This window comes from Agromyces sp. NSFZ, from assembly GCF_056156205.1.
In genome coordinates, this window is sequence record NZ_CM149585.1 from 926,918 (window position 1) to 952,200 (window position 25,283).

Annotated in this window: 22 protein-coding genes; 14 read left to right on the forward strand and 8 right to left on the reverse strand. The window is 70.2% G+C overall.

The features are described from left to right. The first annotated feature begins 197 nt into the window (after positions 1–197). Entirely contained in the window at positions 198–947 is a 750-nt protein-coding gene (locus tag ACVFI9_RS04480) for a hypothetical protein (protein ID WP_474764845.1), read from the forward strand. On the opposite strand, the gene ACVFI9_RS04485 is transcribed toward ACVFI9_RS04480, so the two are convergent. Both ACVFI9_RS04485 and ACVFI9_RS04490 read right to left on the reverse strand, forming a co-directional pair. Continuing rightward, a complete protein-coding gene (locus tag ACVFI9_RS04485; protein WP_474764846.1) occupies positions 939–1,757 on the reverse strand; it encodes a hypothetical protein in 819 nt (272 codons plus the stop codon). The two genes, ACVFI9_RS04480 and ACVFI9_RS04485, sit on opposite strands and share 9 nt — an antisense overlap. A gap of 101 nt (positions 1,758–1,858) precedes the next feature. Beyond that, a complete protein-coding gene (locus tag ACVFI9_RS04490) occupies positions 1,859–3,157 on the reverse strand; it encodes an MFS transporter (protein WP_474764847.1) in 1,299 nt (432 codons plus the stop codon). Between the two features lie 63 nt (positions 3,158–3,220). Here ACVFI9_RS04490 and ACVFI9_RS04495 point away from each other — a divergent pair, with 63 nt between their 5' ends. Continuing rightward, on the forward strand, positions 3,221–3,829 hold the full coding sequence (locus ACVFI9_RS04495) for a CGNR zinc finger domain-containing protein (RefSeq protein ID WP_474764848.1): 609 nt from the start codon (positions 3,221–3,223) through the stop codon (positions 3,827–3,829). Between the two features lie 20 nt (positions 3,830–3,849). Here ACVFI9_RS04495 and ACVFI9_RS04500 read toward each other — a convergent pair whose 3' ends face one another. Further along, positions 3,850–4,851, reverse strand: a complete 1,002-nt coding sequence (locus ACVFI9_RS04500) for a LacI family DNA-binding transcriptional regulator (protein WP_474764849.1) — start codon at positions 4,849–4,851, stop codon at positions 3,850–3,852. 230 nt (positions 4,852–5,081) lie between these two features. Between ACVFI9_RS04500 and ACVFI9_RS04505 the strand changes: the two genes are divergently transcribed. The 5 genes from ACVFI9_RS04505 to ACVFI9_RS04525 all read left to right on the forward strand — a co-directional run bounded on the left by ACVFI9_RS04505 (position 5,082) and on the right by ACVFI9_RS04525 (position 10,168). Further along, complete coding sequence (locus ACVFI9_RS04505) at positions 5,082–6,356, forward strand: ABC transporter substrate-binding protein (protein ID WP_474764850.1); 1,275 nt, start codon at positions 5,082–5,084, stop codon at positions 6,354–6,356. Between the two features lie 65 nt (positions 6,357–6,421). Further along, positions 6,422–7,384, forward strand: coding sequence for a carbohydrate ABC transporter permease (locus tag ACVFI9_RS04510; RefSeq protein WP_474764851.1), 963 nt, complete (start codon positions 6,422–6,424; stop codon positions 7,382–7,384). Further along, positions 7,384–8,304, forward strand: coding sequence for a carbohydrate ABC transporter permease (locus tag ACVFI9_RS04515; protein WP_474764852.1), 921 nt, complete (start codon positions 7,384–7,386; stop codon positions 8,302–8,304). Before ACVFI9_RS04510 ends, ACVFI9_RS04515 begins: the two co-directional genes overlap by 1 nt. Next, positions 8,304–9,107 (forward strand): ThuA domain-containing protein, encoded by an 804-nt coding sequence (locus ACVFI9_RS04520; RefSeq protein ID WP_474764853.1) that lies wholly within the window; start codon positions 8,304–8,306, stop codon positions 9,105–9,107. Before ACVFI9_RS04515 ends, ACVFI9_RS04520 begins: the two co-directional genes overlap by 1 nt. Next, positions 9,104–10,168 carry a Gfo/Idh/MocA family protein gene (locus ACVFI9_RS04525; RefSeq protein ID WP_474764854.1) on the forward strand — a complete coding sequence of 355 codons (1,065 nt, stop codon included), beginning with the start codon at positions 9,104–9,106 and terminating at the stop codon, positions 10,166–10,168. Before ACVFI9_RS04520 ends, ACVFI9_RS04525 begins: the two co-directional genes overlap by 4 nt. A gap of 13 nt (positions 10,169–10,181) precedes the next feature. On the opposite strand, the gene ACVFI9_RS04530 is transcribed toward ACVFI9_RS04525, so the two are convergent. After that, complete coding sequence (locus ACVFI9_RS04530) at positions 10,182–12,422, reverse strand: alpha-galactosidase (protein WP_474764855.1); 2,241 nt, start codon at positions 12,420–12,422, stop codon at positions 10,182–10,184. A 74-nt stretch (positions 12,423–12,496) separates the two neighbouring features. Between ACVFI9_RS04530 and ACVFI9_RS04535 the strand changes: the two genes are divergently transcribed. Next, complete coding sequence (locus ACVFI9_RS04535; RefSeq protein ID WP_474764856.1) at positions 12,497–13,459, forward strand: beta-L-arabinofuranosidase domain-containing protein; 963 nt, start codon at positions 12,497–12,499, stop codon at positions 13,457–13,459. Continuing rightward, positions 13,456–14,328, forward strand: coding sequence for a beta-L-arabinofuranosidase domain-containing protein (locus tag ACVFI9_RS04540; protein WP_474764857.1), 873 nt, complete (start codon positions 13,456–13,458; stop codon positions 14,326–14,328). The genes ACVFI9_RS04535 and ACVFI9_RS04540 overlap by 4 nt, the downstream gene beginning before the upstream one ends. Here ACVFI9_RS04540 and ACVFI9_RS04545 read toward each other — a convergent pair. Then, a complete protein-coding gene (locus tag ACVFI9_RS04545; RefSeq protein ID WP_474764858.1) occupies positions 14,309–15,355 on the reverse strand; it encodes a LacI family DNA-binding transcriptional regulator in 1,047 nt (348 codons plus the stop codon). The genes ACVFI9_RS04540 and ACVFI9_RS04545 overlap by 20 nt on opposite strands. Positions 15,356–15,458: 103 nt before the next feature. On the opposite strand from ACVFI9_RS04545, the gene ACVFI9_RS04550 reads away from it, so the two are divergent. The 5 genes from ACVFI9_RS04550 (at position 15,459) to ACVFI9_RS04570 (ending at position 21,664) form a co-directional block, all read left to right on the forward strand. Continuing rightward, positions 15,459–16,640 (forward strand): Gfo/Idh/MocA family protein, encoded by a 1,182-nt coding sequence (locus ACVFI9_RS04550; RefSeq protein ID WP_474764859.1) that lies wholly within the window; start codon positions 15,459–15,461, stop codon positions 16,638–16,640. Then, entirely contained in the window at positions 16,640–17,347 is a 708-nt protein-coding gene (locus tag ACVFI9_RS04555) for a ThuA domain-containing protein (RefSeq protein WP_474764860.1), read from the forward strand. Before ACVFI9_RS04550 ends, ACVFI9_RS04555 begins: the two co-directional genes overlap by 1 nt. Then, positions 17,320–18,408, forward strand: coding sequence for a Gfo/Idh/MocA family protein (locus ACVFI9_RS04560; RefSeq protein WP_474764861.1), 1,089 nt, complete (start codon positions 17,320–17,322; stop codon positions 18,406–18,408). The genes ACVFI9_RS04555 and ACVFI9_RS04560 overlap by 28 nt, the downstream gene beginning before the upstream one ends. Further along, entirely contained in the window at positions 18,405–19,922 is a 1,518-nt protein-coding gene (locus ACVFI9_RS04565; protein WP_474764862.1) for an alpha-N-arabinofuranosidase, read from the forward strand. Before ACVFI9_RS04560 ends, ACVFI9_RS04565 begins: the two co-directional genes overlap by 4 nt. Before the next feature lie 107 nt (positions 19,923–20,029). Continuing rightward, positions 20,030–21,664, forward strand: a complete 1,635-nt coding sequence (locus ACVFI9_RS04570) for a GH39 family glycosyl hydrolase (protein WP_474764863.1) — start codon at positions 20,030–20,032, stop codon at positions 21,662–21,664. A gap of 37 nt (positions 21,665–21,701) precedes the next feature. Here the strand turns inward: ACVFI9_RS04570 and ACVFI9_RS04575 are convergent, their stop codons facing one another. The 3 genes from ACVFI9_RS04575 to ACVFI9_RS04585 are packed head-to-tail and all read right to left on the reverse strand — an operon-like array spanning position 21,702 to position 25,225. Further along, the gene (locus ACVFI9_RS04575) at positions 21,702–24,068 is read right to left on the reverse strand and encodes a glycosyl hydrolase family 95 catalytic domain-containing protein (RefSeq protein WP_474764864.1); all 2,367 of its coding nucleotides are present in this window, start codon (positions 24,066–24,068) and stop codon (positions 21,702–21,704) included. A gap of 8 nt (positions 24,069–24,076) precedes the next feature. Next, positions 24,077–24,472, reverse strand: coding sequence for a nuclear transport factor 2 family protein (locus ACVFI9_RS04580; RefSeq protein ID WP_474764865.1), 396 nt, complete (start codon positions 24,470–24,472; stop codon positions 24,077–24,079). 51 nt (positions 24,473–24,523) lie between these two features. Then, complete coding sequence (locus tag ACVFI9_RS04585) at positions 24,524–25,225, reverse strand: class I SAM-dependent methyltransferase (protein ID WP_474764866.1); 702 nt, start codon at positions 25,223–25,225, stop codon at positions 24,524–24,526. Between the last annotated feature and the right edge of the window lie 58 nt (positions 25,226–25,283).

Consider the following 25,283-nt stretch of genomic DNA (forward strand, 5'->3'; position numbering starts at 1 on the left):
GCCGAATGTGGGCGCGGGTCTATCGAGGACGGAGACCACGGGTGTGACCATCGTCCCTCGCACAAACGGGCGATCCCGCTACGATGACCGCACGTTTCGATCACGCTTGGGGGAGCAGGATGGAGACCGGGAGCGACCGGCGGCCGCGCGCAGACAGGGAGGGTACGCCTGCACCGGCGGCGAAGAAACGATGGTGGATGGTCGGTGCCGGGGCGGTCGCCACCGCGTTCCTCGCAGCGTTCGGCGCCTGGCTCTTCTCGCTCGTGAGCCCGGTCCTCGACAGGCCGTTCCAAGCGCAACCGCTCGAGGTCTACCTCGACGATTCCGAGCAGGAATGCGACAGCTACGCATTCCCGGCGGCGCTCCTCGAGGAGGTTCCGGTGGAGCCCGTCGACGACGGCACCACGCGCCGGCTTGCGGCGGTCGACGGCGAGTGGGTCGTCGCACACGAGGGGCTCCCGACCGTTCCGCGAACGGTTGAGCTCACGCTGCACGGCAGCGGCGATGAAACGGTCGTCATCCACGACATCGACGTGGTCGATTTCGAACCGGTGGTGCCCGACGACGAGATGGTCGTGATCCACGAGTGTCTGCCGGCAGGTGACATGGGCGGCCCGATGGACGTCTCGCCTCTTGCCGTCGACTTCGCAGGGCAGCCGCCGGTGCTCGAGCTGACGGATCCGGCGTTGCGCTTCCCCTATGAGGTGGCGAAGGACGATCCCGAGGTCTTCGACATACTGATCGCCAACAACGGCGTGGGCGACGAGCAGGCGTGCGTCTGTCGCTGGAGCATCGGCGTCACGTGGAGCGCCGGAGAACAAGAGCAGCAGACGGTACTCGAAGGCGACTCGATCGGGGTCGCGACCGCGATCCCCTTGAGCGCGTGGCCGGACTACTGGTTCGTCGACGGTGAATGGACGACGGATCCGACCGCCGCCTCACGCTGACGGCGCGCTCGGCACCCGGAACAGCTCGGTGCGGGCGACGACGCGGTCGCGCTCGGCGGCGAGCTCGAGCCGGCGCGGATCAGCGAGGTACGCATCGAGCAGCGCCTGGCTCGGCACTCGGTACAACTGCACCTCCGTCGGATGCTCCGGCCCGCGCTCGCTCCGTATCCGCTCGATCACCTCGATGCCGTAGTCGTGCAGCAGCGCGAGCACGCGATCCTCGTAGGCGACGAGATCGCCTTCGAGCCCGGGCCTAGCCCAGAGCAGGCAACACAGGGTGAATGGCGCATCATCGCCGGCAGGTTCGGCGGATGCCTCGAGCACCGCGCCGTCCGTCGGCGCCGTCGCCCCGCGGGCCCCCGACTGCCACGACCAGCGTCCCCACTGCAGCATCCCCTCGACGCGCGAGTATCCTGCGCCGTGCACGAACATCGCCACGAAGCCACTGACGAGCAGCACGGATCCGGCGATCCAGCTGATGTCCCAGAAGGTCGTCACGATGCCGGCGAATGCGGTGCCCATCGCGACGGACTGGGCGACGGTGACGGCCCACGACTTCGCGACGCGATGGCGGTAGAGCTCCTGCCAGCTCAGCATGATGAGCCCGGCGAGCAACGGGATCGAGATCGCGAAGAGGATCACGCTCGCGAGCCCGAGCGGCGAGGGCGCGGCATCCGTGACGAGCGGCTGCACGAGCACGATGCAGATGCCGACGAGGCCGCCGTACATCAGGTTGTTCTGCTTCAGCGATTCATACGCGAGGCCGGGATCGCGCCGAAGCGCCTGCTCGACGTACTCGTCTTCTCGCATCCCCGCCTCCGCTCATGCGCTCAGAGCGATTCTCGCAGCGAACGGGAGCGGAGCGGTCGGCGTGGTTCGCGTCCGCCGCGTTGCCGATACTCGAACGCTCCTCACTCGATGGCGGCCGGGACCGACTGTGGCGTGCGCCGCTCGGCGATCGCGAGCTCGGTGGGGTCGCCGATGCGGGGGAGCGGCCCGAGCGCGACCCAGATGAGCCCCGAGAAGGTGAGCAGCACCCCGATCAACAGGCCGATGCGCGTGCCGAGGAGCTCGCCGACCAGGCCGCCGGCGGCGGCGCCGAACGCGATCGTGCCGTACGAGACCCAGCGCATGCTCGCATTGACCCGCCCGAGGAGATGGTCGGGTGTGCGCAGTTGGCGCACCGTCATGAGGACCACGCTCGACAGCGTCGCGCCGGCGTCGCCGACGGCGAACACCGACCCGAGCACGACGACGAGCAGGGGCGCGCCCCACGAGGCATCCGCGATCGGAAGCACCAGCAGGACGATGCACTCGGCGGCCGCGGTCCACAGCATCGGCGGCCCCGCGCCGAACCGCCGTACCACCGGCCCTGCCAGGACCGAGCCGGCCAGTGCGCCGGTCGCGCCGATCGCGAGGATGAGGCCGACCTGGGCGGCGTCGAGCCCGAGCTCGCGCACGGCGTGCAGCAGGAACAGCACCATCACCCACTGGATGAACGGGTTGTAGAGCGCCGAGAAGCCCAGATTCGCCACCAGGTACTGGTCGCGCCTGACGAACGACAGGCCGGCGCGCAGCTCTTCGACGAAGCGGCCGCGCTGCGCCGGTGGTGCTTCGGGCGCTCGGATGCCTCCGACGGCGAGTGCCGAGACGACGTACCCGCCCGCGGTGACGAGCAGGGCGAACGGCGCGGAGACGAGCTGCACGAGGAGCCCGCCGAGGCCGGGCCCGCCGACCTGCACGGCGGCCGCGGTCGCCGCAAGCCGTGAGTTCGCGGCGGCGAGGCCTGACGGCGGCACGACGCTCGGCACCATCGATTGGTACGACACCTCGAACAGTACGGTGAAGCAGCCGATCGCCGCGGCGAGCAGGAGCAGCGCCGGCGTCGTCAGGATGCCGCCGACCGCCGCGACGATGATCGCGACGGTGAGTGCGGCGCGGCCCCAGTCGGAGGCGACGATCATCGGGCGTCGCCGATGCCGGTCGACGAGCACGCCGAGCGGCAGCGCGAGCAGCAGGAACGGCAGCCACCGGGCGACGCCGAGCAGCCCGAGCTCGAGCGCCGAGGCATGCAGGACGAGCACCGCGAGCAGCGGCAGCGCCAGCTCGGCGACCTGCTGAGCGGCGACCCCGGCGCCCTGCGCGAGCCAGAGCCGGGAGAAGCCGGCCGTGCGGAGCGGGCTCCTGCTAATGGGTGATGCCTTACTCATGCATTACAGATTGGCAGACAGGATCGAATGCGTAAAGTGCCAATTGTGCATTAGCATCGAGACATGACTGTTCCAGTCATCCCCAAGCGGCGCGACACCCCGTTCGCGCAGATCGGCGGCGCCGTCGCGCTCGACCTCATGAACACCATGTCCGAGCGGCTCAGCGACGATCGCGTCGTCGAGTACCTCGTCGACTACGGCGAGGTCGTGCGGTTCGCACGGCAGCTCGGTCTCATCGACGACGAGCAGGAGCGGGCGGTGCGTCGGCTCGCGTCGAGACATCCCGCCGAAGCCATCGTCGAATGGCGCCGTGTCACCGAACTCCGCGAGGCGCTCTACGCCGCCTGCTATGGCGGCGGGCCGAGTGACCCGGTCGTGCAGGCGCACGCCGAAGCGGTCGCGTCCGGCATCCTGGCGCGAGCCGGCGACGGCTGGGAATGGGACTTCCCCGTCGATCTCGCGCTGCCGCGACGACGCATCGCGCTCGCCGCGGTCGAGCTGCTGCTGCGCGACGATCTCGACCGGCTCGCCCAGTGTGCCGACGCGGAGTGCGGCTTCGTGTTCCTCGACACCTCGCCTCGGCACAATCGCCGGTGGTGCGTCGCCGCCGACTGCGGCAATCGCAACCGGGTGCGAGAGCACTACGCCCGCGTCAAGCGCGGCGAGGCCTGAGCCCGCCTTCAGCGGCCCGCCTACAGCGACTCGCGCCGCACCAGCGTCGTCGGCAGCACGTGGTCGTGCTCGACGGTCTCGCCTCGCGTGAGGCGGATGAGCGTGTCGGCGGCCACGCGGCCCATCTCCTCGAGGGGCTGGCGGACGGTCGTCAGGGGCGGATCGGATGCGGCGGCGATGAGCACATCGTCGAAGCCGACGACCGAGACATCCGCCGGGACGCTGCGGCCCGACGCCTGGAGCACCCTGATGGCCCCACTCGCCATCAGGTCGGATGACGCGAAGAGGCCGTCGAGATCGGGAGCCCGCTGCAGCAGCCGTGCCATCGCGGCCGACCCGCTGTCGACGGTGAAGTCGCCGTGCACGATCGGACCGGGCGAGATGTCGTGGCGCGCCAGTTCGTCCTGCCAGCCGCGGACCCGATCGCGGGCCGGCTCCATGTCGGGCGGACCGGTGATGATGCCGATACGAGTACGCCCGGCCTCGACGAGCGCTCGAGCGGCGAGCACGCCGCCGCCGTAGTTGTCGGAATCGACCACGATGGCGGTGGGCGGGAGCTCCACGAGTGGGCGGCCCACCCAGGCGATCGGAACGGGTGAGTCGACCAGACCCTCGACCAGATGCGTGATCTCGTGCTGGAGGATCACGATCGCGCCGTCGACGGCTCCCGATCGGAGGAAGCGCGGCACACGGGCCTGATCCTCGTGGTCGGCGGGGAGGAGCACGGGTTGCACGTCGCCCGCCGACAAACCCTTCGCGGCGCCCTTCAGGACCGCGGTGAAGAACGTGCCGCTCAGGCTGTCGAGCTCGTTGAAGGCGATCACGAGTCCGATGGCGCCTGCCCGACCGCCCCGCAGCACGCGTGCGGCGAAGTTCGTCTCGTACCCGAGTCGCTCGGCCTCGCGCTCGACCGCGCTCGCCATCTGGCGGTCGACGTTCGTGGCGCCCGAGAGCACCCGTGCCGCGGTGGCGCGAGAGACGCCCGCGGCCTGCGCGACGTCCACGATCGTGGGACGAACCATGTCACTACCTTTCGAACAACGAGGTCAGTCTACCGGCGAACGGGCTGGAAGATCGATCTCTGAAACATCGATCCGGATGACGTCGCATGATGGGCGACATTCGGTTCATGCTTGCCAACGTCGTGATTTCGGGGCTACGGTGTCGTCACCAGAGATCGATCTCTGCAGTCGCAGCATCAGAGGCTGTCGACCACACACAGTAGGTTCCCCCCCAGAGAAGTGGAGTTGTCGTGAACCGACGCATGCTCGCGATCCCGATCGCAGCAATCGGTGCCCTCGCACTGGCCCTCACCGGTTGCAGTTCGGGAGGCTCGGCCGCGGAAGGCGACCCGAACGCCGAGTTCGAGTTCTGGTCGTTCACCGGAATCGGCCAGCAGGAGTCCGTCGACCGGTACCTCGAGAAGAACCCCGATGCCAAGGTCAAGCTGAGCGAGGTCGGCAGTACGACCGAGACCGCGACCGCGCTGACCGCTGCCCTCGCGGGCGGCAAGGTGCCCGACCTCGTCATGATCCAGAACGACGACCTTCCCAAGTTCGTCGAGAACCCCGGGAACTTCATCGACCTGCGCACGCTCGGCGGCGACGACATCGGCGACCAGTACCTCGACTGGGCCATCGACGCCGCCACCGGCGAAGACGGCTCCATCATCGGCATCCCCACCGACGTCGGTGGTCTCAGCTTCGCCTACCGCGCGGACCTCTTCGAGGCGGCCGGCCTCCCGACCGACCCCGAGCAGGTCGCCGAGACGTGGTCGACGTGGGACGGCTTCATCGAGATGGGCAAGAAGTACACCGAGGCGACGGGGCAGCCGTTCGTCGACAACGTGGAGACCTCCGTGTTCTTCGCTGCGGTCAACCAGGTCAGCGAGAAGTACTACTCGCCCGACGGCGAACTCATCTTCGACAGCAACCCCGAGGTCGAAGAGGCGTTCCAGGTCGCGGTCGACACGTACGAGGCCGGCATCAGCGCGGGCATCGCGGCATGGTCGTCGGGCTGGGCGCCCGGCAAGGCCAACGGCGCGTTCGCGGTGACCATCGCACCGTCCTGGATCCTGTCGGGCCTCAAGAACGACGCTCCCGACACTGCAGGAAATTGGCGCATCGCCTCGATCCCGGGCGTCGGCGGCAACTGGGGCGGCAGCGTGATCGCCATCCCCGCACGTGCCGACAACCCCGAGGCGGCCTGGCAGTACATCGAGACGATGCTGTCACCCGAGGGGCAGACCGAGCACTTCGCCGAGACCGGCACCATGCCCGCGGCGAAGGGCGCGCTCGAGAGCGAGGACGTGCTGAACTACACCGACCCGTTCTTCGGCGACTCGGCCATCGGCAAGGTCATGAGCGAGTCGGTGCTGCAGTTCAACTCGTTCCACAACGGCCCCGACACGAGCGCGATCGGCGGAGCGCTGCTGAACGCCCTCGTCGACATGGAGGCCGGCAACGTGCCGCCCGCGGACGCCTGGCAGACGGGCGTCGACAGCGCGAACGCCGCTATCGGCGGCTGAGCCGCGACATCCACCCCGGTGGCCCGACGCGAACGCGTCGGGCCACCACCCGACGGAGGTTCATCGTGTCCGTGACTGCGACCGCCACACCCATCCAGCGCCGCGCGGAGCGTCGGCACACGCCCCGGCGCCGAATCCGCAGTTCGCTCGCCGAACGCGTCGCACCCTACGCCTACGTGGCGCCGTTCTTCATCATCTTCGCGATCTTCGGGCTCTTCCCCCTGCTCTTCACGTTATACGTCGCGCTGTTCGACTGGAACCCGATCGGCGAGCAGACGTTCGTGGGATTCGCGAACTTCGAGCGGCTCTTCGCCGATCCCCGATTCTGGAACGCGTTCGTCAACACCTTCGGGATCTTCCTGATCTCGACGATCCCGCAGCTGCTCCTCGCGCTCGTGCTCGCGCACCTGCTGAACCATGCCCGGCTGAAGTGGGCGAACTTCTTCCGGATGTCGCTGCTGGTGCCGTACATCACCTCGGTCGCGGCGACGGCCCTCGTGTTCGGCCAGATCTTCGACAAGAACTTCGGCCTCCTCAACTGGATCCTCGAGATCTTCGGACTGCCGTCGGTGAACCTCCTCGCCTCCCAGGTGGGTTCCTGGGTCGTGATCTCGGCGATGGTGATGTGGCGCTGGTTCGGCTACAACGCGCTGCTCTACCTCGCCGGGCTGCAGGCGATTCCGCGAGAGATGTACGAAGCGGCATCCGTCGACGGGGCATCCGGCTGGCAGCAGTTCATCCACCTCACCATCCCGTCGCTGCGGCCGATCATCATCTTCACCGTGATCATGTCGACCATCGGCGGACTGCAGATCTTCACCGAACCGCTGCTCGTCTCGCCCGAGACGGGCCTCACCTGCGGAGCCGGCCGGCAGTGCCAGACGCTGTCGCTCTTCCTCTACGAGCAGGGCTTCGGCCAGTTCGAGTTCGGCTACGGATCCGCCATCGGCGTCGCGCTCTTCGTCATCGTCGTCGTGGCCGCGCTGATCAACTTCTTCCTGTCCACCCGCACCCGTGGAGGCCGCTGATGTCCGCCGTCATCGAACAGGCGATCACTGAACCCGCCACCGAGGCGATCGTCGCCCCGGGGAAGGCGTCCAGCCGCCGCGGCGGCCGCGGAGGCGGTCGGGTCGGGCGCGTCCGGTGGCCCGTCTACGTGCTGCTCATCCTCGCCGTGCTGATCTCGGTCTTCCCGCTCTACTACATGTTCGTCATCGCCTCGGTCGGAGCGACGGCGGTGACCTCGTCGCCCCCGCGGCTCTACCCGGGCTCCGACTTCTTCGAGCTCGCTGCCAAGGTGTTCGACACGGTGCCGTTCGTGCAGTCGTTGATCAACAGCGTCATCGTGTCGCTGTCGATCGCCGTCATCTCGGCGGTCCTGTGCGCCATGGCCGGATTCGCGTTCGCGAAGCTGCACTTCCCGGGTCGCAACGCGCTGTTCCTCATCGTGCTCCTGACGATGACCGTGCCCGCGCAGCTCAGCGTCATCCCGCAGTACCTGATCATCTCGTGGCTCGACTGGGTCGACACGCTGCAGGCGATCATCGTTCCGGGGCTCGCGAGTGCCTTCGGGATCTTCTGGATGCGGCAGCACATGGCGACGACCGTGAGCGACGAGCTGATCCAGGCGGCGCGCATCGACGGGGCGAACAGCTGGCAGCTGTTCTGGAGCATCGCGTTCCCGGTGGTGCGGCCCGCCGCCTTCGTGCTCGGCCTCATCACCTTCACCTCGGTGTGGAACGACTTCATGTGGCCGTTCATCGTGCTGAAGTCGCCCGAGCTCTTCACGGTGCAGATCGCGCTCAAGCAGCTGCAGGCCAACCGCACCATCGACCTCGCCCTCACCATGGGCGGTTCGTTCATGGCGACGCTGCCGCTCCTGATCGTGTTCTTCTTCGTCGGTCGACGCATGGTCGCGGGCATCATGGACGGGGCGTTCAAGGGCTGATGGTTCCGGATGCCGCTTCCGCTGGTTCCGCGACCGGCGCCGTGCGTTCACGCGTGCTCGTCTGGGGTGAGAACTACCACGAGGAGCACGACGAGTCGGTGCGTCGGATCTATCCCGACACGATACGCGAGACCATCGCCGCCGCGCTTCGCCGCGAGCTCGGACCCGCGGCGCACGTGCGGACGGCGACGCTCGGCGATCCCGAGCACGGCTTGAGCGAGGAGGTGCTCGAGCACACGGACGTGCTCTTCTGGTGGGGGCACCGCGAGCACGACCTCGTGCAGGACGAGGTCGTCGAGCGAGTCCACCGTCACGTGCTCGCGGGCATGGGGTTCGTCGCTCTCCACTCGGCGCACTTCTCGAAGATCTTCATCCGGCTCATGGGCACCTCGTGCACGCTGCGGTGGCGTCAGGGCGATGACCGCGAGGTGATCTGGACCGTCGCGCCGACGCATCCCATCGCCGAAGGCGTGCCGCATCCGCTCGTGCTCCCCGCCCAGGAGATGTACGGCGAGCACTTCGACGTGCCCGTGCCCGACCACCTCGTCTTCGTGTCGGCCTTCAGCGGCGGCGAAGCCTTCCGGTCGGGCATGACCTACTCACGCGGATACGGGCGGATCTTCTACTTCTCGCCCGGCGACCAGGACTACCCGGTGTATCACGACCGCGACATCCAACGGATCCTCGCGAACGCCGCACGGTGGGCGCGCCAGGATCGTCCGCGCCGCTCGCCGCGGCTCGCGATGCACGCGACGAACGACTTCGTCACGCCGCGCGAATGGGACGGGACACCCCTGCCGTGAAGGACGTCATCGTGGTCGGCGCAGGCACGATGGGGCGCGTCTGGATGGACACCATCGCGCGGCGGAGCGACACCCGGGTCTGCGCGATCGTCGACGTGGTTCCGGGCGCCGCGGAATCGGCCGCTCGTGAGCGAGGCTGGGACATCCCCGCGCTGAGCCGTCTCGATGACGCGCTCGATCGAAGCGCCGAGGTCGTGCTGAACGCCACCGTGCCCGAAGCGCATCTCGAGGTCTCGTCGGCGGCGCTGCGTGCCGGCATCCCGGTGCTCAGCGAGAAGCCCGCGACCCCGACCGTGCACGAGGCGCTCGCGCTCGCGGCGCTGAGTCGCACGACCGGCGTCTTGCTGGCCGTGAGCCAGTCCCGCCGTCATTCCGCCGGCATCCGGGCGTTCAAGGGGGCGCTCGCCGGACTCGGCGGTGCGGCGCAGCTGCACACGCGGTTCTTCCAGAACCCCAGGTTCGGCGGGTTCCGCGATCGGATGGAGCACCCCCTGCTCGTCGAGATGGCGATCCACAGCTTCGACCAGGCGCGCTTCCTCCTCGACGCGGATCCCGTCTCGGTCTACTGCGAGGAGTTCGATCCGGCGTGGAGCTGGTACGAGGGCGCCGCCGCGGCCGAGGCGGTCTTCCGGTTCGACGACGGCTCGCGGTTCTCGTACACCGGCAGCTGGTGCGCCGACGGTCTCACCACGTCGTGGAACGGCGACTGGCGTGGGTCGGCGGCAGCCGGCACGGCGACCTGGGACGGTGAGACCGAGGTGCGCACGCAGGGGCGCGAGGGACCCGTGGCATCCGTGCCGCTCGACGCGGCGTCGGAAGGGCTGGACGCCGCCCTCGACGAGTTCGTCGCCGCGCTCGACGGCGGCCCCGACCCGTCGGGCGAGATCCACCGCAACGTGTGGAGCGTGGCGATGGTCGAGGCCTCCGTCATCTCGTCTCGACGCGGCGCACCGGTGTCGTTCGCCGAGGTGTTCGCCGACGCGAGGCGGGCTGCGATCGCCGGCGTCGGCGGCGAGGTCGCCGACCTGTTGCGGGCCGGCGACCTGCCGGTCGGGCGCTGAGGCGGGCCCGGGACTACCCGTCGACCGCCCGCGCGTGCACGAGCGCGGCGCGCTCGGGATGGAACGCGAGCATTTCGACGCCGATGCGCCGCAGCAGGCTGCCCGAGACGACGGGACCCGCCGGCGCCGCGGCGCCCGGGCCCGCGCCGACCGGCCCCGCGGCATCCGTTCCCGCGGCGCCCCGCCCGGCGGCTGCGCGCATCCACGCCGGAACCAGCCAACCCGGGCCGAGCGAGGCCGGATCCGTCACCGAGAGGCGGTAGCGACGCGCCTCGTCGAGGCCCGGGAGCCGAACGCGGGACGCGGTGTCGGCCGAAGCCGACGGGGTGACGATCGTGTACAGCGCCTCGGCGCCGTCGTCGGCCACGACCCCGCGCACCGCGACGCCGGCGGCGTCGAAGTCGCCGCCGCCGACCACGCGGCCGCGCTGGATGAGCGGGCGAAACCGCTGGTAGTCGGCGATCCATCGCGCCAGCACCGCGCGATCATCATCGCTCAACCCGCGGATGTCCCACTCGATCCCGAAGTGCCCGAGGAAGGCGACGGCGCACCGGAAGTGCAGGTCGTGCGTGCGTCCCGTGACGCTGGAGGTGGGCGAGGCGACGTGCGACCCCATCATCTCGGGAGGAACGAGGAGGCCGGTCCAGCGCAGGATCCGTGCCCGATCGAGCGGGTCGTGGTTGTCGGAGGGGTGCACCCGGTCGGTGCGTTCGAGGATGCCGAGGTCGACGCGTCCGCCGCCCGAGGCGCAGCTCTCGATCTCGAGCTGCGGATGCCGCGTGCGGAGCTCGTCGAGGAGCCGGTAGACCGCCATGGTCTGCGCGTGCACCGCGGGCGCCCCCGTCGCGGGGTGACCGGCGGCGATGAGGTCGCGGTTGTGGTCCCACTTCAGGTAGCTCACGTCGTTCTGCGAGACGAGGTCGTCGAGGCGCTCGAGGATGTGCGCGAATGCCTCGGGGTTGGTCAGGTCGAGCACCTGCTGGAACCGGAAGGTGGGCGGCAGCTCGGGACGCGCTCGGAGGATCCAGTCGGGGTGCGCTCGCGCGAGGTCCGAGTCCTCGTTGACCATCTCGGGCTCGACCCACAGGCCGAACTCCATGCCGAGCTCGCGCACCCGGTCGGCGAGCGGGCGCAGGCCATCGGGCCAGTTCGCCGGCTCCGGCGTCCAGTCGCCGAGGCTCGCGCGGTCGTCGTGGCGCCGGCGGAACCATCCGTCGTCGAGCACGTAGCGTTCGACGCCCAGCTCGGCGGCTCGCACCGCCAGCTCGTCGAGCGTCGCCGGGTCGTGGTCGAAGTAGACCGCCTCCCAGACGTTCAGGGTGACGGGGCGATCCCGGCGCGACGACCGCGAGATCTCACGCAGGTGCCGGTGGTACCGGTGCGCGGCCGCGTCGAGGCCCTCGCCGTAGCTGCCGTAGACCCAGGGTGACTCGTACGATTCGCCGGGGCCGAGCCGGATCTCACCGGGCAGCAGGAGCTCTCCGCCCCGGAACGCGAGCGAGCCGTCGAGGCGCTCGACCGCGTGCTCGTGGTTGCCGCCGACGCCGACGTGCGCGAGCCACACCTCGCCGGCGTCGGCGTCGAATCCGGGGACGCCGACGGCGACCGTGGTGGTGGCGTCCAGTCCGGTGCGCCCCCGGCGGGACTCGCGGGCGTGAAGTCCGGTGACGACAGGATGCCGCTGCGGGATCTTCTCGGTCGCCCATCGTCCGGCGAAGTCGAGCATCTCGGTGGCGTGGGTCGGAATCGGCAACGCGAGGCTGACGGACTCGACATGCAGCGGCTCAGCATCGGGGCTCGCATTGCGCACGCTCGCGCGTGTCCGGAGGAGGCCGGAGGGTCTGAGATCGATCTCCAGGTCGAGTTCGATCTGCGCCCACTCGTCACGTGCCGACACGGCGAGCACACCCGGCCCGCCCTGTATGGCGGAGCCCGGTTCGCACGCCCTCCCATCCAGCCCGACGGCGTGCACGCGGAACCGCGAGGCCCAGGCGGAACCGCCGCGATGCGCGCTCACGCCCGGTCGCCCGCTCCAGCCGTGGACATGCTCGGGGAGGATGCTCGGCCGATACGGCAGGTCGGAAACCCCGTCGATACCGGGTCGCTCTCGCATCTCGACGAACGCGGCGAGGTCGTCGTCGGACGTCGTGACGCGAGCTCCCCAGTGGACGATGGCCGGCAGCGCGTCCTCGCGCCAGGCCACGATGAGCGAGACGTCGTGGGTCGCAAGATGGATGGTCGTGTATGCACGCATTCGTCCATCTTGGCGGCTCGACGGGGTCCGAGTACAGTGAGAGATCGTTCTCACAACGACAAGGAGCTGCGCCGATGATGCTCGCACCGCTGCCCGCCGCATCCGTTCGGTTGACGCCCGGTCCCTTCGAGTCACGGCGCCGCCGGAACCGGGAGTACCTCGTCTCGTTGCAGGAGCGGAACCTGCTCCAGAACCACTTCATCGAGGCGGGGATCGGCGATCAGGCCTGGCATCTCCATCCATCGCGATCGTCGGCGGCCGATCGCGGACTCGATCGGCACTGGGGGTGGGAGACGCCCGGCTCCCTGCTGCGAGGCCATTTCGTCGGGCACTGGATGTCGGCCGCGGCGCGCGAGGTCGCCGTCACCGGCGACGCCCACCTGCGCGCCAGGCTCGACACCGTGCTCGACGGCCTCGAGCGGTGTCAGCAGGAGGGCGACGGCGAGTGGGTGTTCCCCGTTCCACGAGGCTTCCTGAGGCGCCTGGCCGAGGGGCGCGACGTGTGGGCTCCGCAGTACGTGATCCACAAGACCCTGATGGGGCTCGTCGACGTCTTCCGCGATCTCGGTGACCACCGCGCGCTCCGGATCGCGCACCGAGCATCGGCTGCCCTCCTGCAGTGGGCGCGGGAATTCGACGCCGACGCGTTCGAGGCGATCCTCGAGGTCGAGACCGGTGGAATGCTCGAGGTCTGGGCCGACCTCCTCGACGCCACCGGCGACGACAGGTACGCCGAGCTGCTCGACCGGTACTCCCACCGCACGCTCTTCGACGGGCTGCTCGCCGGACGCGACATGCTCACCAACATGCACGCGAACACGACCATCCCCGAGGTCCTCGGGGCAGCACGCGCGTTCGAGGTCACGGGCGACCCGCGGTGGCGGGCGATCGTCGAGGCGTACTGGGACTGGGCCGTGACCCGGCGCGGCACCTTCTGCACGGGCGGACAGACCTCCGGCGAGATCTGGACGCCGCCGTTCGCCTTCGCGAGCCGTCGCGGGAGAAGACCCAGGAGCACTGCACGGTCGTCAACATGATCCGGCTCGCGGACGTGCTGTTCCGCTGGACCGGGGAGGCGCAGTACCTCGACTACATCGAACGCAACCTGTACAACGGCATCCTGGCGCAGCAGCACCCCGAGACGGGCATGGTGGCCTACTTCCTGCCACTCGAAGGCGGCGCGGTCAAGCAGTGGGGCACGCCCACCGAGGACTTCTGGTGCTGTCATGGCACCCTCGTGCAGGCGCACACCCGTCACTCGTCGCTGGTGTTCTACAGCGACGAGAACGGGGCGATCACCATCGCGCAGTACGTCTCGGCGCGCGCGGAGGTCACCGACGACACCGGGACTGCCCAAGTCGAGGTCGAACTGCTCGGCGACGCCGGCTACGTCGGTCCCGACGCCAATGCCGGGGCGGCGGGCGACCGCCACCGGCCGAGTGCGTGGCGCGTCCGCGTCACGGTGCAGACGCCGGACTCATCGCCCCGGCGCGAACGACTCCGGGTTCCCGAGTGGGTGCAGGGCGCGCCCGTCGTCACGACGTCGGCCCCGACGCATCCGTCCGAGGGATTCCTCGAGGTCGACCACCAGGGCGGCCGCACCGAGATCGAGGTCGCGTTTCCCTTCGCGGTGCGGGCCGTGCCGATTCCCGACGAGCCCACCACCGTCGCCTTCGTCGAAGGACCGGTCGTGCTGGCCGGGCTGTGCGATCGCGAGATCGCGCTCGAGGGTGATCCGGCGGATCCACGCTCGATGCTGGCTGCCGACAACGAACGGCAGTGGAACCAGTGGTTCACCCGCTACCGCACGGTCGGGCAGGCGCACTCCATCCGGCTGATCCCCCTGCACGAGGTGACGGATGAGTCGTACAGCGTGTACTTCCCGATCACGCCGGTGCGGCGGTGATGAGGTCGGGACGGGTGGAGCCGCGGGCCACGAGTCGCGTCGGCAGCTCGGTGATCGACGGGGTGAGCGGTTCGCCCTGCGCATAGCCGGCGAGGGCGTGGATCGCGGATGCCGCCATCTCACGGATCGGCTGCCGCACCGTCGTCAGCGGGGGCCGGAGCCACCGCGCACCCCGGACGTCGTCGAACCCGACGACCATCATGTCCCTCGGAATCGCGAGGCCCGCGTCGGCGGCCGATCGGTAGGTTCCGGCCGCCATCTCGTCGGAGCAGGCGAAGAGCCCGACGGGCCCGTCGCCCTCGTGGCGTCGCAGCGCCGTCAGCGCGGCATTGCAGGCCCGGCGCGCGCCGGCGGCACTCCAGTCGGCCTGGGCGCGCACCAGGGGAGCGTCGGGCAGCAGTCGTCGCACCGTCGACTCGAAGCCCTCCACGCGCGCCCGACCGTACCGGTACGACGGCGCTCCACCGAGCACGACGAACCGTCGTGCCCCCTGGGCGATGAGGTGCTCCGCGGCGTCGATCCCGCCGGCCCGGTCGGTGGTGCGCACGCTCGGGATCGGCAGCGAGGAGTCGGCCCAGGGGTCGAGGAGCACGACCGGGATGTCCGCGTCCCGCAGGATCGCCAACTGCTTCGTGGTGGGGACCATCAGCCCGAGCACCACGCCGGCGGATCCGCGCGACCGGATGCGCACAGGCCAGTCGTCGCCGGGCGTCTCGCGCTCGGCGGTGAGCACGAGGTCGTAGTTCAGCCGCGCCGCCGCGGTGCGTGCTCCGGCCGTCACCTCGTCGGTGTACGGGTCGTGGAAGTGGCCCAGCACGAGGTCGAAGAGCAGCGACGTGCCCGATCGCGGCCTGCCCCGGCGTTCACCCGATCGGGAGTGCCCGAGGCGTTGGGCGGCGGCGAGGACGCGGGCGCGGGTCTCGGCCGACAGGTCGCCTCGGCCCCGCATCGCTCGGGACGCCGTGGAGATGCTGACGCCTGCGGCGGCGGCCACGTCGGCCAATGTGGCCCGTGGTGAGGAGGTCATCACGCTATTTTGCGCAAATTCCTGTCCGAACGCCACGGACTTTGGCATCGTGAGCACCCGAGCGCGGGTCGAGGACGGCCGCCTCGGGTGAAAGGACGAGTCAGTGACGACGACGATGCGGATCGCGCTCATCGGCACGGGGTTCATGGGCCGGATGCACGCCCACGCCTGGCGTACCGCCCCCAGGTTCTTCGAGCTGCCGGTCACGCCGGTGCTCTCGGTGATCGCCGGCCGCGACGCCGGTCGCACGGTAGCGTCTGCGGCTCGCCTCGGGTTCGCCGAATCGACGACCGACTGGCGGCGCGTGATCGACCGGGACGACATCGACGTCGTCGACATCTGCACGCCGGGCGACACGCACGCCGAGATCGCCCTCGCCGCCCTCGCGGCTGGCAAGCACGTGATGTGCGAGAAGCCGCTCGCGAACGACGTGGCCGCGGCCGACCTCATGGCGGCAGCCGCGGAGGACGCGCTGGCGCGCGGCGCGATGAGCATGTGCGGGTTCAGCTATCGCCGCACTCCCGCCCTGGCCCTGGCACGGCGCCTGGTCGAGGAGGGTGCGCTCGGCGAGATCCGCCATGTGCGCGCCCAGTACCTCCAGGACTGGCTCAGCGATGCCGATGCGCCGTTCACCTGGCGTCTCGACAAGACCCGTGCCGGCACGGGGACGCTCGGCGACATCGGGGCCCACAGCATCGACACCGCGCAGTGGCTGACCGGCGACGACATCGTCGGGGTCTCCGCCGTGCTGCGCACCTTCGTCGAATCGCGGCCCGTGCTGGACGAACAGGTCGGTCTCGGCGGGCGAGCACGGCAGGGCGCGCCGCGCGAGCGCGTGACGGTCGACGATGCCGTCGCCTTCACGGCCGGATTCGCCGGGGGAGCGCTCGGCGTCTTCGAGGCGACCCGCATGGCCACCGGGCATCGCAACGCCAACCGGATCGAGGTCAACGGCGAGCGCGGCTCCGTGGCCTTCGACTTCCGGGCCATGAACGAACTCGAGTTCTACGACGCCACCGATCCGGCGGGTCGCCAGGGCTTCCGGCGCATCCAGGCGAACGAGCCGGAGCATCCGTACGCCGGAGCGTGGTGGCCCCCGGGCCACGGGCTCGGCTACGAACACCTCTTCACCCACCAGGTCGTCGACTTCCTCCGGGCGATCTCCGGCGACGGGGCCGTCGCGCCGACCTTCCGGGAGGCCGCGCGCGTGCAACGCGTGCTCGCGGCCGTCGAGGAGAGCGCCGCCCACGACAGCGTGTACGTCCCCGTCGACGGAGCGCGCTGATGACCGCGCGTCGAGCGCTGGTCGTCCGCGGAGGATGGCAGGGGCATCGGCCGGTCGAGGCGACGGAGATCTTCATCCCCTTCCTCGAGCGCAACGGCTTCGAGGTGCGCATCGAGGAGTCGAACGAGGTCTACGCCGACGACGACGCCATGACGGCCACGGATCTCATCGTGCAGAGCGTGACGATGTCGGAGATCTCGCCCGAGGCGTTCCGCGGCCTGCGGTCGGCCGTCGAACGCGGCGTGGGCCTGGCCGGCTGGCACGGCGGCATCGCCGATTCGTACCGCGGCAACTCCGACTACCTGCACCTCATCGGCGGCCAGTTCGCGACGCATCCCTCGAAGCATCCCGACCAGTGCGCCGGCGACGAGTCCGACAACTTCCTCTGCTACACGGTGGACCTGACCGACCTCGGTCGCTCCCACGAGATCATGGCCGGCCTCGAGGACTTCACGCTCAAGACCGAGCAGTACTGGGTGCTGCACGACGACCTCATCGACGTGCTGGCGACCACGACCCATCCGGTGCAGCCGTACCATCCCTGGCATCGGGCGATCACGTCGCCGGCCGTGTGGACCCGACGGTGGGGCGAGGGGCGCATCTTCGTGGCGACACCCGGCCACAGTCTCGACGTGCTGCGCGATATCAACGTGCGCACCATCATCCAGAGGGGAATGCTGTGGGCGAGCCGCACGGAATCGGCATAGTCGGACTCGGGGTCATCTCGGGCACGTACCTCGACACCCTGCAGCGGCATCCCGACGTGCGGATCGTCGCCACCGCCGACCTCGATCATGCGCGCGCGGCCGCAGTCGCCGCATCGATCCCGGGATGCCGCGCGCTCAGCGTCGCGGAGCTCGTCGCGGATCCCGAGGTCGAGACCGTACTGAATCTCACGATCCCGTCGGCGCACGCGGAGGTCGCGCTCGCCGCGCTCGCACGCGGCAAGCACGTCTACGGCGAGAAGCCGCTCGCCGCGACGCTCGCCCAGGCGCGGCAGCTGCTCGCCGCGGCAGACGGGTCGTGGGTGGGTGGCGCCCCCGACACCGTGCTCGGCACGGGCGTGCAGACCGCTCGCGACGCCATCGAGAGCGGCCGCATCGGCCGGCCGCTCTCGGCGGTGGCGACCTGGATCTCGCCCGGCCACGAGGCCTGGCATCCGCATCCCGACTTCTACTACCGCGACGGCGGCGGTCCGCTGTTCGACATGGGCCCGTACTACCTGACCTCGCTCGTGCACCTCCTCGGTCCGGTCGTGCGTGTGAGCGGGGCGTCGTCCCGACCGCGTTCCACGCGACGCATCGGCTCCGGTCCCCGCACGGGCGAGGTCATCCCCGTCGAGGTGGACACGCACGTCACCGGTGTGCTCGAACACGTCGGCGGAGCCCTGTCGACCGTGACCTTCAGCTTCGACGCCGTCGCGACGACGGCGGCCCCCATCGAGGTGCACGGCGAGGCGGGCACGCTGGTCGTGCCCGACCCCAACCTGTTCGACGGCGAGGTGCGGCTGCGGCGTCTCGATGACGACGGATGGGCGGCGTTGCCTCCCAGTGCGGGCTACGAGCGCGCCGGCCGGGGCATCGGCCTCATCGACTTCCTGCACGACGGCGGCCGGCGCGCTCACGGCGCGATCGCGCTGCACGTGCTCGAGATCATGACCGCGCTCCTCGACTCCGCCCGCGACGGCGTTCGCGTCACCCTCGAGACGACGGCCGAACGGCCTCCGCTCGTGCCCTTCACCCCCTCTGAGCATTGGAGCCGGCAATGACCGCCACGGCGCGCGCCGTCATCGACCTGGATGTCACGGGCCACACCATATCCCGTCACGTGTACGGGCATTTCGCCGAGCACCTCGGGCGGTGCATCTACGACGGGTTCTGGGTGGGCGAGGACTCGCCGATCCCGAACGAGCGCGGCATCCGGCTCGACCTCGTCGAGGCCCTGCGGAACCTCGACATCCCCAACCTGCGGTGGCCCGGCGGATGCTTCGCCGACACGTATCACTGGCGCGACGGTGTCGGGCCGCGCGAGTCGCGGCCGAAGATCGCCAACACCAACTGGGGCGACGTCGTCGAGAGCAACCACTTCGGCACCCACGAGTTCATGGACCTCTGCGAGCTGCTCGGCGCCGACGCGTACGTCAACGGCAACGTCGGCAGCGGCACCGTGCAGGAGATGGCCGACTGGGTCGAGTACCTCACGCGCGACGACGACAGCCCCATGGCCCGGCTGCGTCGTGAGAACGGTCGCGACGAGCCGTGGAAGGTGCCCTTCTGGGGCCTCGGCAACGAGGCGTGGGGATGCGGCGGCAACATGTCTGCGGAGCACTACGCCGAAGAGGCCCGCCGCTACGCCACCTTCTGCCGCGATCACGGGGGCAACCGGCTCACCCGCATCGCCGCCGGCGCGAACGAGGACGACCTGGACTGGACCAGGGTGCTGATGAAGTCGCTGACCGAGTGCCTCGGCTGCCGGCTGTACGGCACCCCCGTATACCAGGCGGTCTCGTTCCACTACTACACGCACTCGGGATCGGGCATCAACACCGAGGCCGCCACCGAGTTCACGGCGAAGCAGTTCTACGAGACCATGGCCTACGCCGCCGACATCGACCGGATCATCCGCGGTCACGTCGCGGTGATGGACTCCTACGACCCTGCGGGCCGCATCGGCCTCGTCTGCGACGAGTGGGGCACGTGGTGGAACGTCGAGGAGGGGACCAACCCCGGGTTCCTGTTCCAGCAGAACACCGTGCGCGACGCGCTCGTCGCTGGCCTGCACTTCGACATCTTCCACCGGCACGCCCGCCGGCTCACGATGGCCAACATCGCGCAGACCGTGAACGTGCTGCAGGCGATGGTGCTCACCGACGGCGATCGGCTCGTGCCCACGCCCACCTACCACGTGTTCGAGATGAACAAGGGCCATCAGGATGCCTCGCTCCTCACGACGCACGTGATCGATGCGCCGTCGGTCGCCGTCGACGGCCGGGCCATGCCGCTGCTGTCGATGTCGGCCTCGACGAAGGATGGTGGTGCGCTGCTGTCGCTGACGCACCTGTCGGCGGATGAGCACCTCGAGGTGACGGTCGACCTGCGCGGGCGAGGGGCGCGCGTCGGTCGAGCGCGCGTGCTGGGCGGCGAGGCGACGAACGCGTTCAACGAGCCGGATGCCCCGTCCCGCGTCGCTCCGAAGCCGCTCGAGACCGAGCTCGCCGACGGGATCCTGTCGGTGCGGATGCCGCCGCACTCGTTCGCAACGGTCGAACTCGACCTGAGCTGACCCGCAGCCCACGCGCGCAGCACGACGGGTCGCGTCCTCCGCAGCCTCGCGGATGCCGCCCTCCGTCGTGCCACGACGCCACCGAACCCCTCGCGAATGGAATGAACATGACGACGATGACCCGCCACCAGAACGTCACGGTCGACGGGCACCCGGCAGAGGGCCGCGAGCTACGGCACGTGTGGAATCGCTGCATCGGCGCCGGCCGCGCCAACGAGGCGCTCCGCGCCGACTGGCAGGCCCACTTCGCCGAGGCGGTCAGCGTGCTCGGCGTGCGTTCGGTGCGGTTCCACGGCCTCTTCCACGACGACATGTTCGTCTACCGGACGCGGAGCGGTGGCGGCTTCGGCCCCGACGGCGAGCTCGACGGGCACGCGTTCACGTTCAGCTACGTCGACAAGGTGTTCGACTTCGTCCTTCAGAGCGGCGCGCGTCCGTTCGTGGAGCTCGGCTTCCTCCCGCGTGACCTCGCGACCGACACGGAGACCGTGTTCCGGTGGGGCGCCCACGCGAGCCCGCCGAAGGACCTGGACCGCTGGGTCGAGCTCGTGACGGTCACGATCCAGCACTGGATCGATCGCTACGGCATCGATGAGGTCGTGCAGTGGCCGTTCGAGGTGTGGAACGAGCCCAACCTGGTGCCCCACTTCTGGACCGGCACCAAGACGCAGTACTTCGAGCTCTACGAGGCCACGGTCACCGCGATCAAGGCGATCGATGCTCGGCTGAAGGTCGGCGGCCCGTCGACCAGTGTCTTCGTCCCGGATGCACGCTACGACGGCGAGACGGAGGACCGCGAGGCCCAGTTCGAGACAGCCGCCGCCGACGACGTCGACGCCCTCGACTGGCGGCCGGTGTGGATCGAGGAGTTCCTCGAGTGGTGTGCCGAGCGATCCCTCCCCGTCGACTTCGTGACCACGCACGTGTACCCCACCGACTACGCGTTCGGCGCCGGGGGCGACGCCCGGCTCATCAGCCGCTACGCGGACGCGACGCTCGACGACCTCACCCTGCTGCGCCGGCTCATCGCCGAGAGCCCGTATCCCGGCGCCGAGGTGCACATCACCGAGTGGTCCACCACGCCGTCGAGCCGCGACAGCATCCACGACACCGTCCACGCGGCGACCTACATCACGCGTGCCTACCTGCAGTGCACCGACCTGGCCGAGACCATCTCGTCGTACTGGACGTTCACCGACGTGTTCGAGGAGGGCGGAGCCGGCATCGGTCCCTTCCACGGCGGCTTCGGCATCATGAACGAGCAGGGGATCCACAAGCCGACCTTCCACGCCTTCGCCGCGTTGGCGCGCCTTGGCGACCGGGTCGTGCACTCGATGCCCCACGGCCTCATCGCGCAGGACTCCGAGACCTCGAAGCTCTCCGCCGTGTTCTTCAACTACCCCGCCGAGATGGGTGCGCGTTCGGTGGGATCGCGTGATTCCTACGCCGCCACCCGGGACCTGCGCGCCGTCGGTCCGGCCCGCCGGGTGCGCCACACCCTCGCCGGGCTCGAGCCCGGAGCCGTCTTCCTGGTCTCGGTGCTCGACCTCGACCACGGTGACGTCGCCGAGGAGTGGTATCGCATGGGCTCACCGCAGAACCTCACGCCCGCGCAGACCGCGCACCTGAAGGACGTCGCCGACGGGCTCGAGCGGTTCTCCCTCGTGGCGTCCGACATCGGGACGCTCGAGCTGGACCTCGAGCTGCAGCCCTGGGCCGTGGCATCGATCGTGCAGGGGTAGGTACCGCGGCCGGATGTCGCGGCCGACCAGGTGGGCGTCAGGCAGCCGTCGTGCGCGAGCGGTCCCATTCCATTCGCAGCGTCACCGGATGCTCCGGCACCTCGATCGTGACGCCCTCGACAGATCGGCCGTCGATGAGCAACGGATACCGTGACCGAAGCCGCAGGCGGCCGTCGGGGCGCAGCCAGCTCGCCTCGGCGAGGCCGTGCAGCGTCAGCGTGCAGCCGTCATCGTCCCATGCCAGCCGATCGACGACGATGCCGCCCCGTGCCCGCAGGCCCGTGATCGAGCCGCGGCGCCATTCCCGGGGGAGCGCGGGCAGGATCGTGAGGCTGTCCGTCGTGGAGTTCAGCAGCATCGCGGCGACCAGTGCCGGCAGGCCGCCGCTCGCGTCGAGGTTGAAGATCCTGCCCGCGTCGTGCGTCGTCGTCAGCGCGGGTCGCCAGTGGTCCACGGCGAGCCATTCGACGCACCTCAGCGCCGACCGGGCGTCGCCGAGGGCGGCGGCGGCGAGCCCGAGCTGCACGAGACCGAAGGCCATCTCCATGCGGCCTGGGGGTGCCGTCGGATCCTCGGCCCGCCACGCGATCTTGGCCGCGACGGTCGCGGCGGCGGCCTCGCGCAGCCCGGTGGCGTCGGGCGACGGGCCCTCGAAGGCCGGGTCGGGCTCGTACCACAGCGGGTACAGCTGCGACGCGTGCCGGTGCGCGTGGTTCTCGGGCCACAGGGGCGAGATCCATTCGGCGAGGGTGCCGTCGTCGGCGCGGCGGTACGCCGGAAGGCTCGCCACGAGCCGCCGCCAGCGTTCGTCCAGCGAGTGGTCGTCTCGTGCGTCGGCGAGCACCGCGGCGGCACGTGCCGCGTCACGGTGGATCGCGACGTCGATCGTGCTGTCGGCCGCCAACGGTGATCCGCCGGCAACCGGGGCGTTCTCGGGCGAGTAGTCCGGCACGAATGCGCGCCCGCGCTCCGTGGCGACGGTCGCGGTCTCGCCGAAGCGCAGGACGCCCTCGACGAGCTCCCAGAGCCGATCGTCGACGATCGACCGGTCACCGGTGGTCGCCACGAGGTCGGCGGCGAAGCGCAGCACCCAGCCGCCGCATCCGACCCAGAACAGGTGCGGGAAGTGCTCGTGGAAGTGATTCGCGAGGCCGTGGGTCGACATGCGCGAGGGGAGCAGCATCCCGTCGGCGCCGAAGATGCGGCCTGCGTTCTCGCGGTAGTCGTCGAGGAACGGGAGCACCAGGTTCAGCAGCGACCTGGCCAGCTCGGGCGTGCCCGTGGCGATCAGGCCGGCGATGCCGCCATTCTGGACGTTGCCGTTCATGGTGTAGTCGGCCGACCAGGCGGGCTTCCAGCTGCCCTGCCACACGCCCTGCAGGGTCGGGGGCAGGTCGCCCGTCGAGGCGATGGCGTGCGCGCGCCCCGAGAGGTACGCCGCCTCGATCACGCCTCGCCGTGCCTCCGCCTGACCGGCGCGCGCGGCGTCCCACAGCTCCTCGGTGGTCGGGTACGACGCGCCGCCGAGATCGAGCGTCGAGGCCCGCACGAGTGCGCCATGGGTGGAGGCCTGACGGGTGCGCAGCGATCTCCATCGGTCGATCTCGTCGGGCTCCGGCCCGCCGGGAGTCAGGGCATGCGCCCCGACCGAGAGCCGGATCGCGATGAGCTCCTGCTCGCCGGGCGGCACCACGAGGCGAGCGCGCAGTGGGGCGTTCTCCGACGGGCGGACCCACGCGAGTCGGCCGCGCACCGTCACGGTCGACGTCATCGAGGGATCGGACGTGTGCGTGGTCACCCGTCCGGCGTCGCCCTGCACCTCGAAGGCGGCTCGGACGGCTCCGGAGTAGTCGGGAGCGCCCGTCTCGAGCGCGTCGGCCGCGTCACCCGCGAGGCCCAGGGCGAGTCCGGCGACGATCCCGGTGTCGGACTCGACCGCGACGTGGATCGACTCGGAGTCTCGGGGCGCCAGGGCACGCACCGCGTGGCGGCCACCCGTGGCGTCCGTCCACGACACGGCGACCTCGCCGTGCTCGGGGTCGATCGACCGACGGACATCCGATGATCCACCGGGCGTCGCGATGGTCAACGTCGCGCAGATGCCGAGTGGATCCGTCCAGATGAGGTCGCCGTCGTAGCCGGATCGCCCGGCCGCTTCGGTCACCAGTCTGCTCGCGCGTGAGCTGTCGCCGGCGAGGATCGCCTCGCGGATCGCAGGCAGCGCTGGGGCGATCTCAGGTGCCGGGGGACGGGGATTGGCGGGCAGGAAGAAGCGCTCGTGCGAGAGTGAGAGGCGCAGTTCGTCAGCCGGACCGAAGAGGACCGCGCCGACGCGCCCGCTGCCGGTGATGAGGCCGTCCCCCCACGTCGGGGCCGGGGTCGTGGTGTGGAAGACGGGAAGCACGCGCGGGACTACGCCACTGAGTCGGCGTGCCGGTGCACGACCCGCCACTCGCCGTTCTCGCGTCGGTACACCTGCGTGGCCCGGATGGTGAAGGTGCGCGGCTTGCCGTCGACCGTCGCGGTGATGCGCTCGTAGCCCACGGTGTAGGCCATGTCGCCGACGACGTCGTACGAGATCAGGTCGAGCGAGTACTCCGTGCAGCTCGAGAAGTTCGAGGCGACGACCTCGAACGCGCCGACGACGTCGCTGCGGCCCACGCCGCTGCGCCACGCGCCGAGCACGCTGACGGGCTCGGTCTTCGACCAGATCGCCCGTCGCGGACGGTCATCGCCGTCGAACTGGGCTCGCTCGGCGTCGAGGAGTGTGCTGTTGACCCAGGCCAGGAAGTCGTCGGCGTCGCTCATTGGTTCAGAATGGCGTGGCTCGCCTTCGAGCACAATGGCGACCCGCGGTGATCACCGTCTGCGTCGGGCGAGCAGCGTCGAATCCTCGATGTCGACGGTCGAGCCGTCGCGCACCACCGTGCGCGCCCGCTGCTCGACCGCGAGCGCCTCGAAGTCGCCGGGCAGGCCGGGCAGCAGGTCCTCGGCGAGGAACATCGCATCGCGATGGCCGGCGGTCAGGTGCGTGAACGCATCCGATGGTGCGTGCCCCACCACCAGGAGGTGCCCTCCAGGTGCAACGGCCTCCGCCAGCCGACGCACCACGTCGACCATTCCGGCGTCGGGCGGATGCAGGTAGTGCGTGGTCACGAGGTCGTACGACCGTCCCTCGGCCGCGAACGTGCGAGCGTCGACCTGCCACCAGTCGACGCGGTCGGCGACGCCGGCCTCCTCGGCATGTCGAGCTGCTCGAGCGAGGCCGTTGGCCGAGAAGTCGGCGCCGGTCGCCCGCCAACCCTGCTGCGCGAGCCAGATGACGTCGCCGCCCTCACCGCAGCCCACGTCGAGTGCGGTGCCCGGGCTCAGCGCCGACGCCTCGGCGACGAGCTGCGGATTGGGATTCCCGCTCCACATCTGCTGCTCGCCCGCGTACCGCTCCTCCCACGCCGGGGCTTCGAACATCTCCGCCGTCGCGTCGGCGGGCTGCGGTGCGCGGTGCTCGTGTCCGCCGGCCTGGTGCTCGTGTCCGCCGGGCTGGTGCTCGTGTCGACTCATCGGGTGCGTCCTTCCGCTGTTCCACGAGCGTACGAATCCGGCCTCGGGTCCGCACGTC

What these genes read in the sequence shown, in the direction of transcription:
- ACVFI9_RS04585 (WP_474764866.1), bottom strand. Translation starts at nt 25,225, where the DNA reads ATGAGTCGACACGAGCACCAGCCCGGCGGACACGAGCACCAGGCCGGC.
- ACVFI9_RS04580 (WP_474764865.1), bottom strand. Translation starts at nt 24,472, where the DNA reads ATGAGCGACGCCGACGACTTCCTGGCCTGGGTCAACAGCACACTCCTC.
- ACVFI9_RS04530 (WP_474764855.1), bottom strand. Translation starts at nt 12,422, where the DNA reads ATGCGTGCATACACGACCATCCATCTTGCGACCCACGACGTCTCGCTC.
- ACVFI9_RS04570 (WP_474764863.1), top strand. Translation starts at nt 20,030, where the DNA reads ATGACGACGATGACCCGCCACCAGAACGTCACGGTCGACGGGCACCCG.
- ACVFI9_RS04480 (WP_474764845.1), top strand. Translation starts at nt 198, where the DNA reads ATGGTCGGTGCCGGGGCGGTCGCCACCGCGTTCCTCGCAGCGTTCGGC.
- ACVFI9_RS04500 (WP_474764849.1), bottom strand. Translation starts at nt 4,851, where the DNA reads ATGGTTCGTCCCACGATCGTGGACGTCGCGCAGGCCGCGGGCGTCTCT.
- ACVFI9_RS04490 (WP_474764847.1), bottom strand. Translation starts at nt 3,157, where the DNA reads ATGAGTAAGGCATCACCCATTAGCAGGAGCCCGCTCCGCACGGCCGGC.
- ACVFI9_RS04520 (WP_474764853.1), top strand. Translation starts at nt 8,304, where the DNA reads ATGGTTCCGGATGCCGCTTCCGCTGGTTCCGCGACCGGCGCCGTGCGT.
- ACVFI9_RS04535 (WP_474764856.1), top strand. Translation starts at nt 12,497, where the DNA reads ATGATGCTCGCACCGCTGCCCGCCGCATCCGTTCGGTTGACGCCCGGT.
- ACVFI9_RS04555 (WP_474764860.1), top strand. Translation starts at nt 16,640, where the DNA reads ATGACCGCGCGTCGAGCGCTGGTCGTCCGCGGAGGATGGCAGGGGCAT.
- ACVFI9_RS04515 (WP_474764852.1), top strand. Translation starts at nt 7,384, where the DNA reads ATGTCCGCCGTCATCGAACAGGCGATCACTGAACCCGCCACCGAGGCG.
- ACVFI9_RS04485 (WP_474764846.1), bottom strand. Translation starts at nt 1,757, where the DNA reads ATGCGAGAAGACGAGTACGTCGAGCAGGCGCTTCGGCGCGATCCCGGC.
- ACVFI9_RS04545 (WP_474764858.1), bottom strand. Translation starts at nt 15,355, where the DNA reads ATGACCTCCTCACCACGGGCCACATTGGCCGACGTGGCCGCCGCCGCA.
- ACVFI9_RS04540 (WP_474764857.1), top strand. Translation starts at nt 13,456, where the DNA reads ATGATCCGGCTCGCGGACGTGCTGTTCCGCTGGACCGGGGAGGCGCAG.
- ACVFI9_RS04495 (WP_474764848.1), top strand. Translation starts at nt 3,221, where the DNA reads ATGACTGTTCCAGTCATCCCCAAGCGGCGCGACACCCCGTTCGCGCAG.
- ACVFI9_RS04565 (WP_474764862.1), top strand. Translation starts at nt 18,405, where the DNA reads ATGACCGCCACGGCGCGCGCCGTCATCGACCTGGATGTCACGGGCCAC.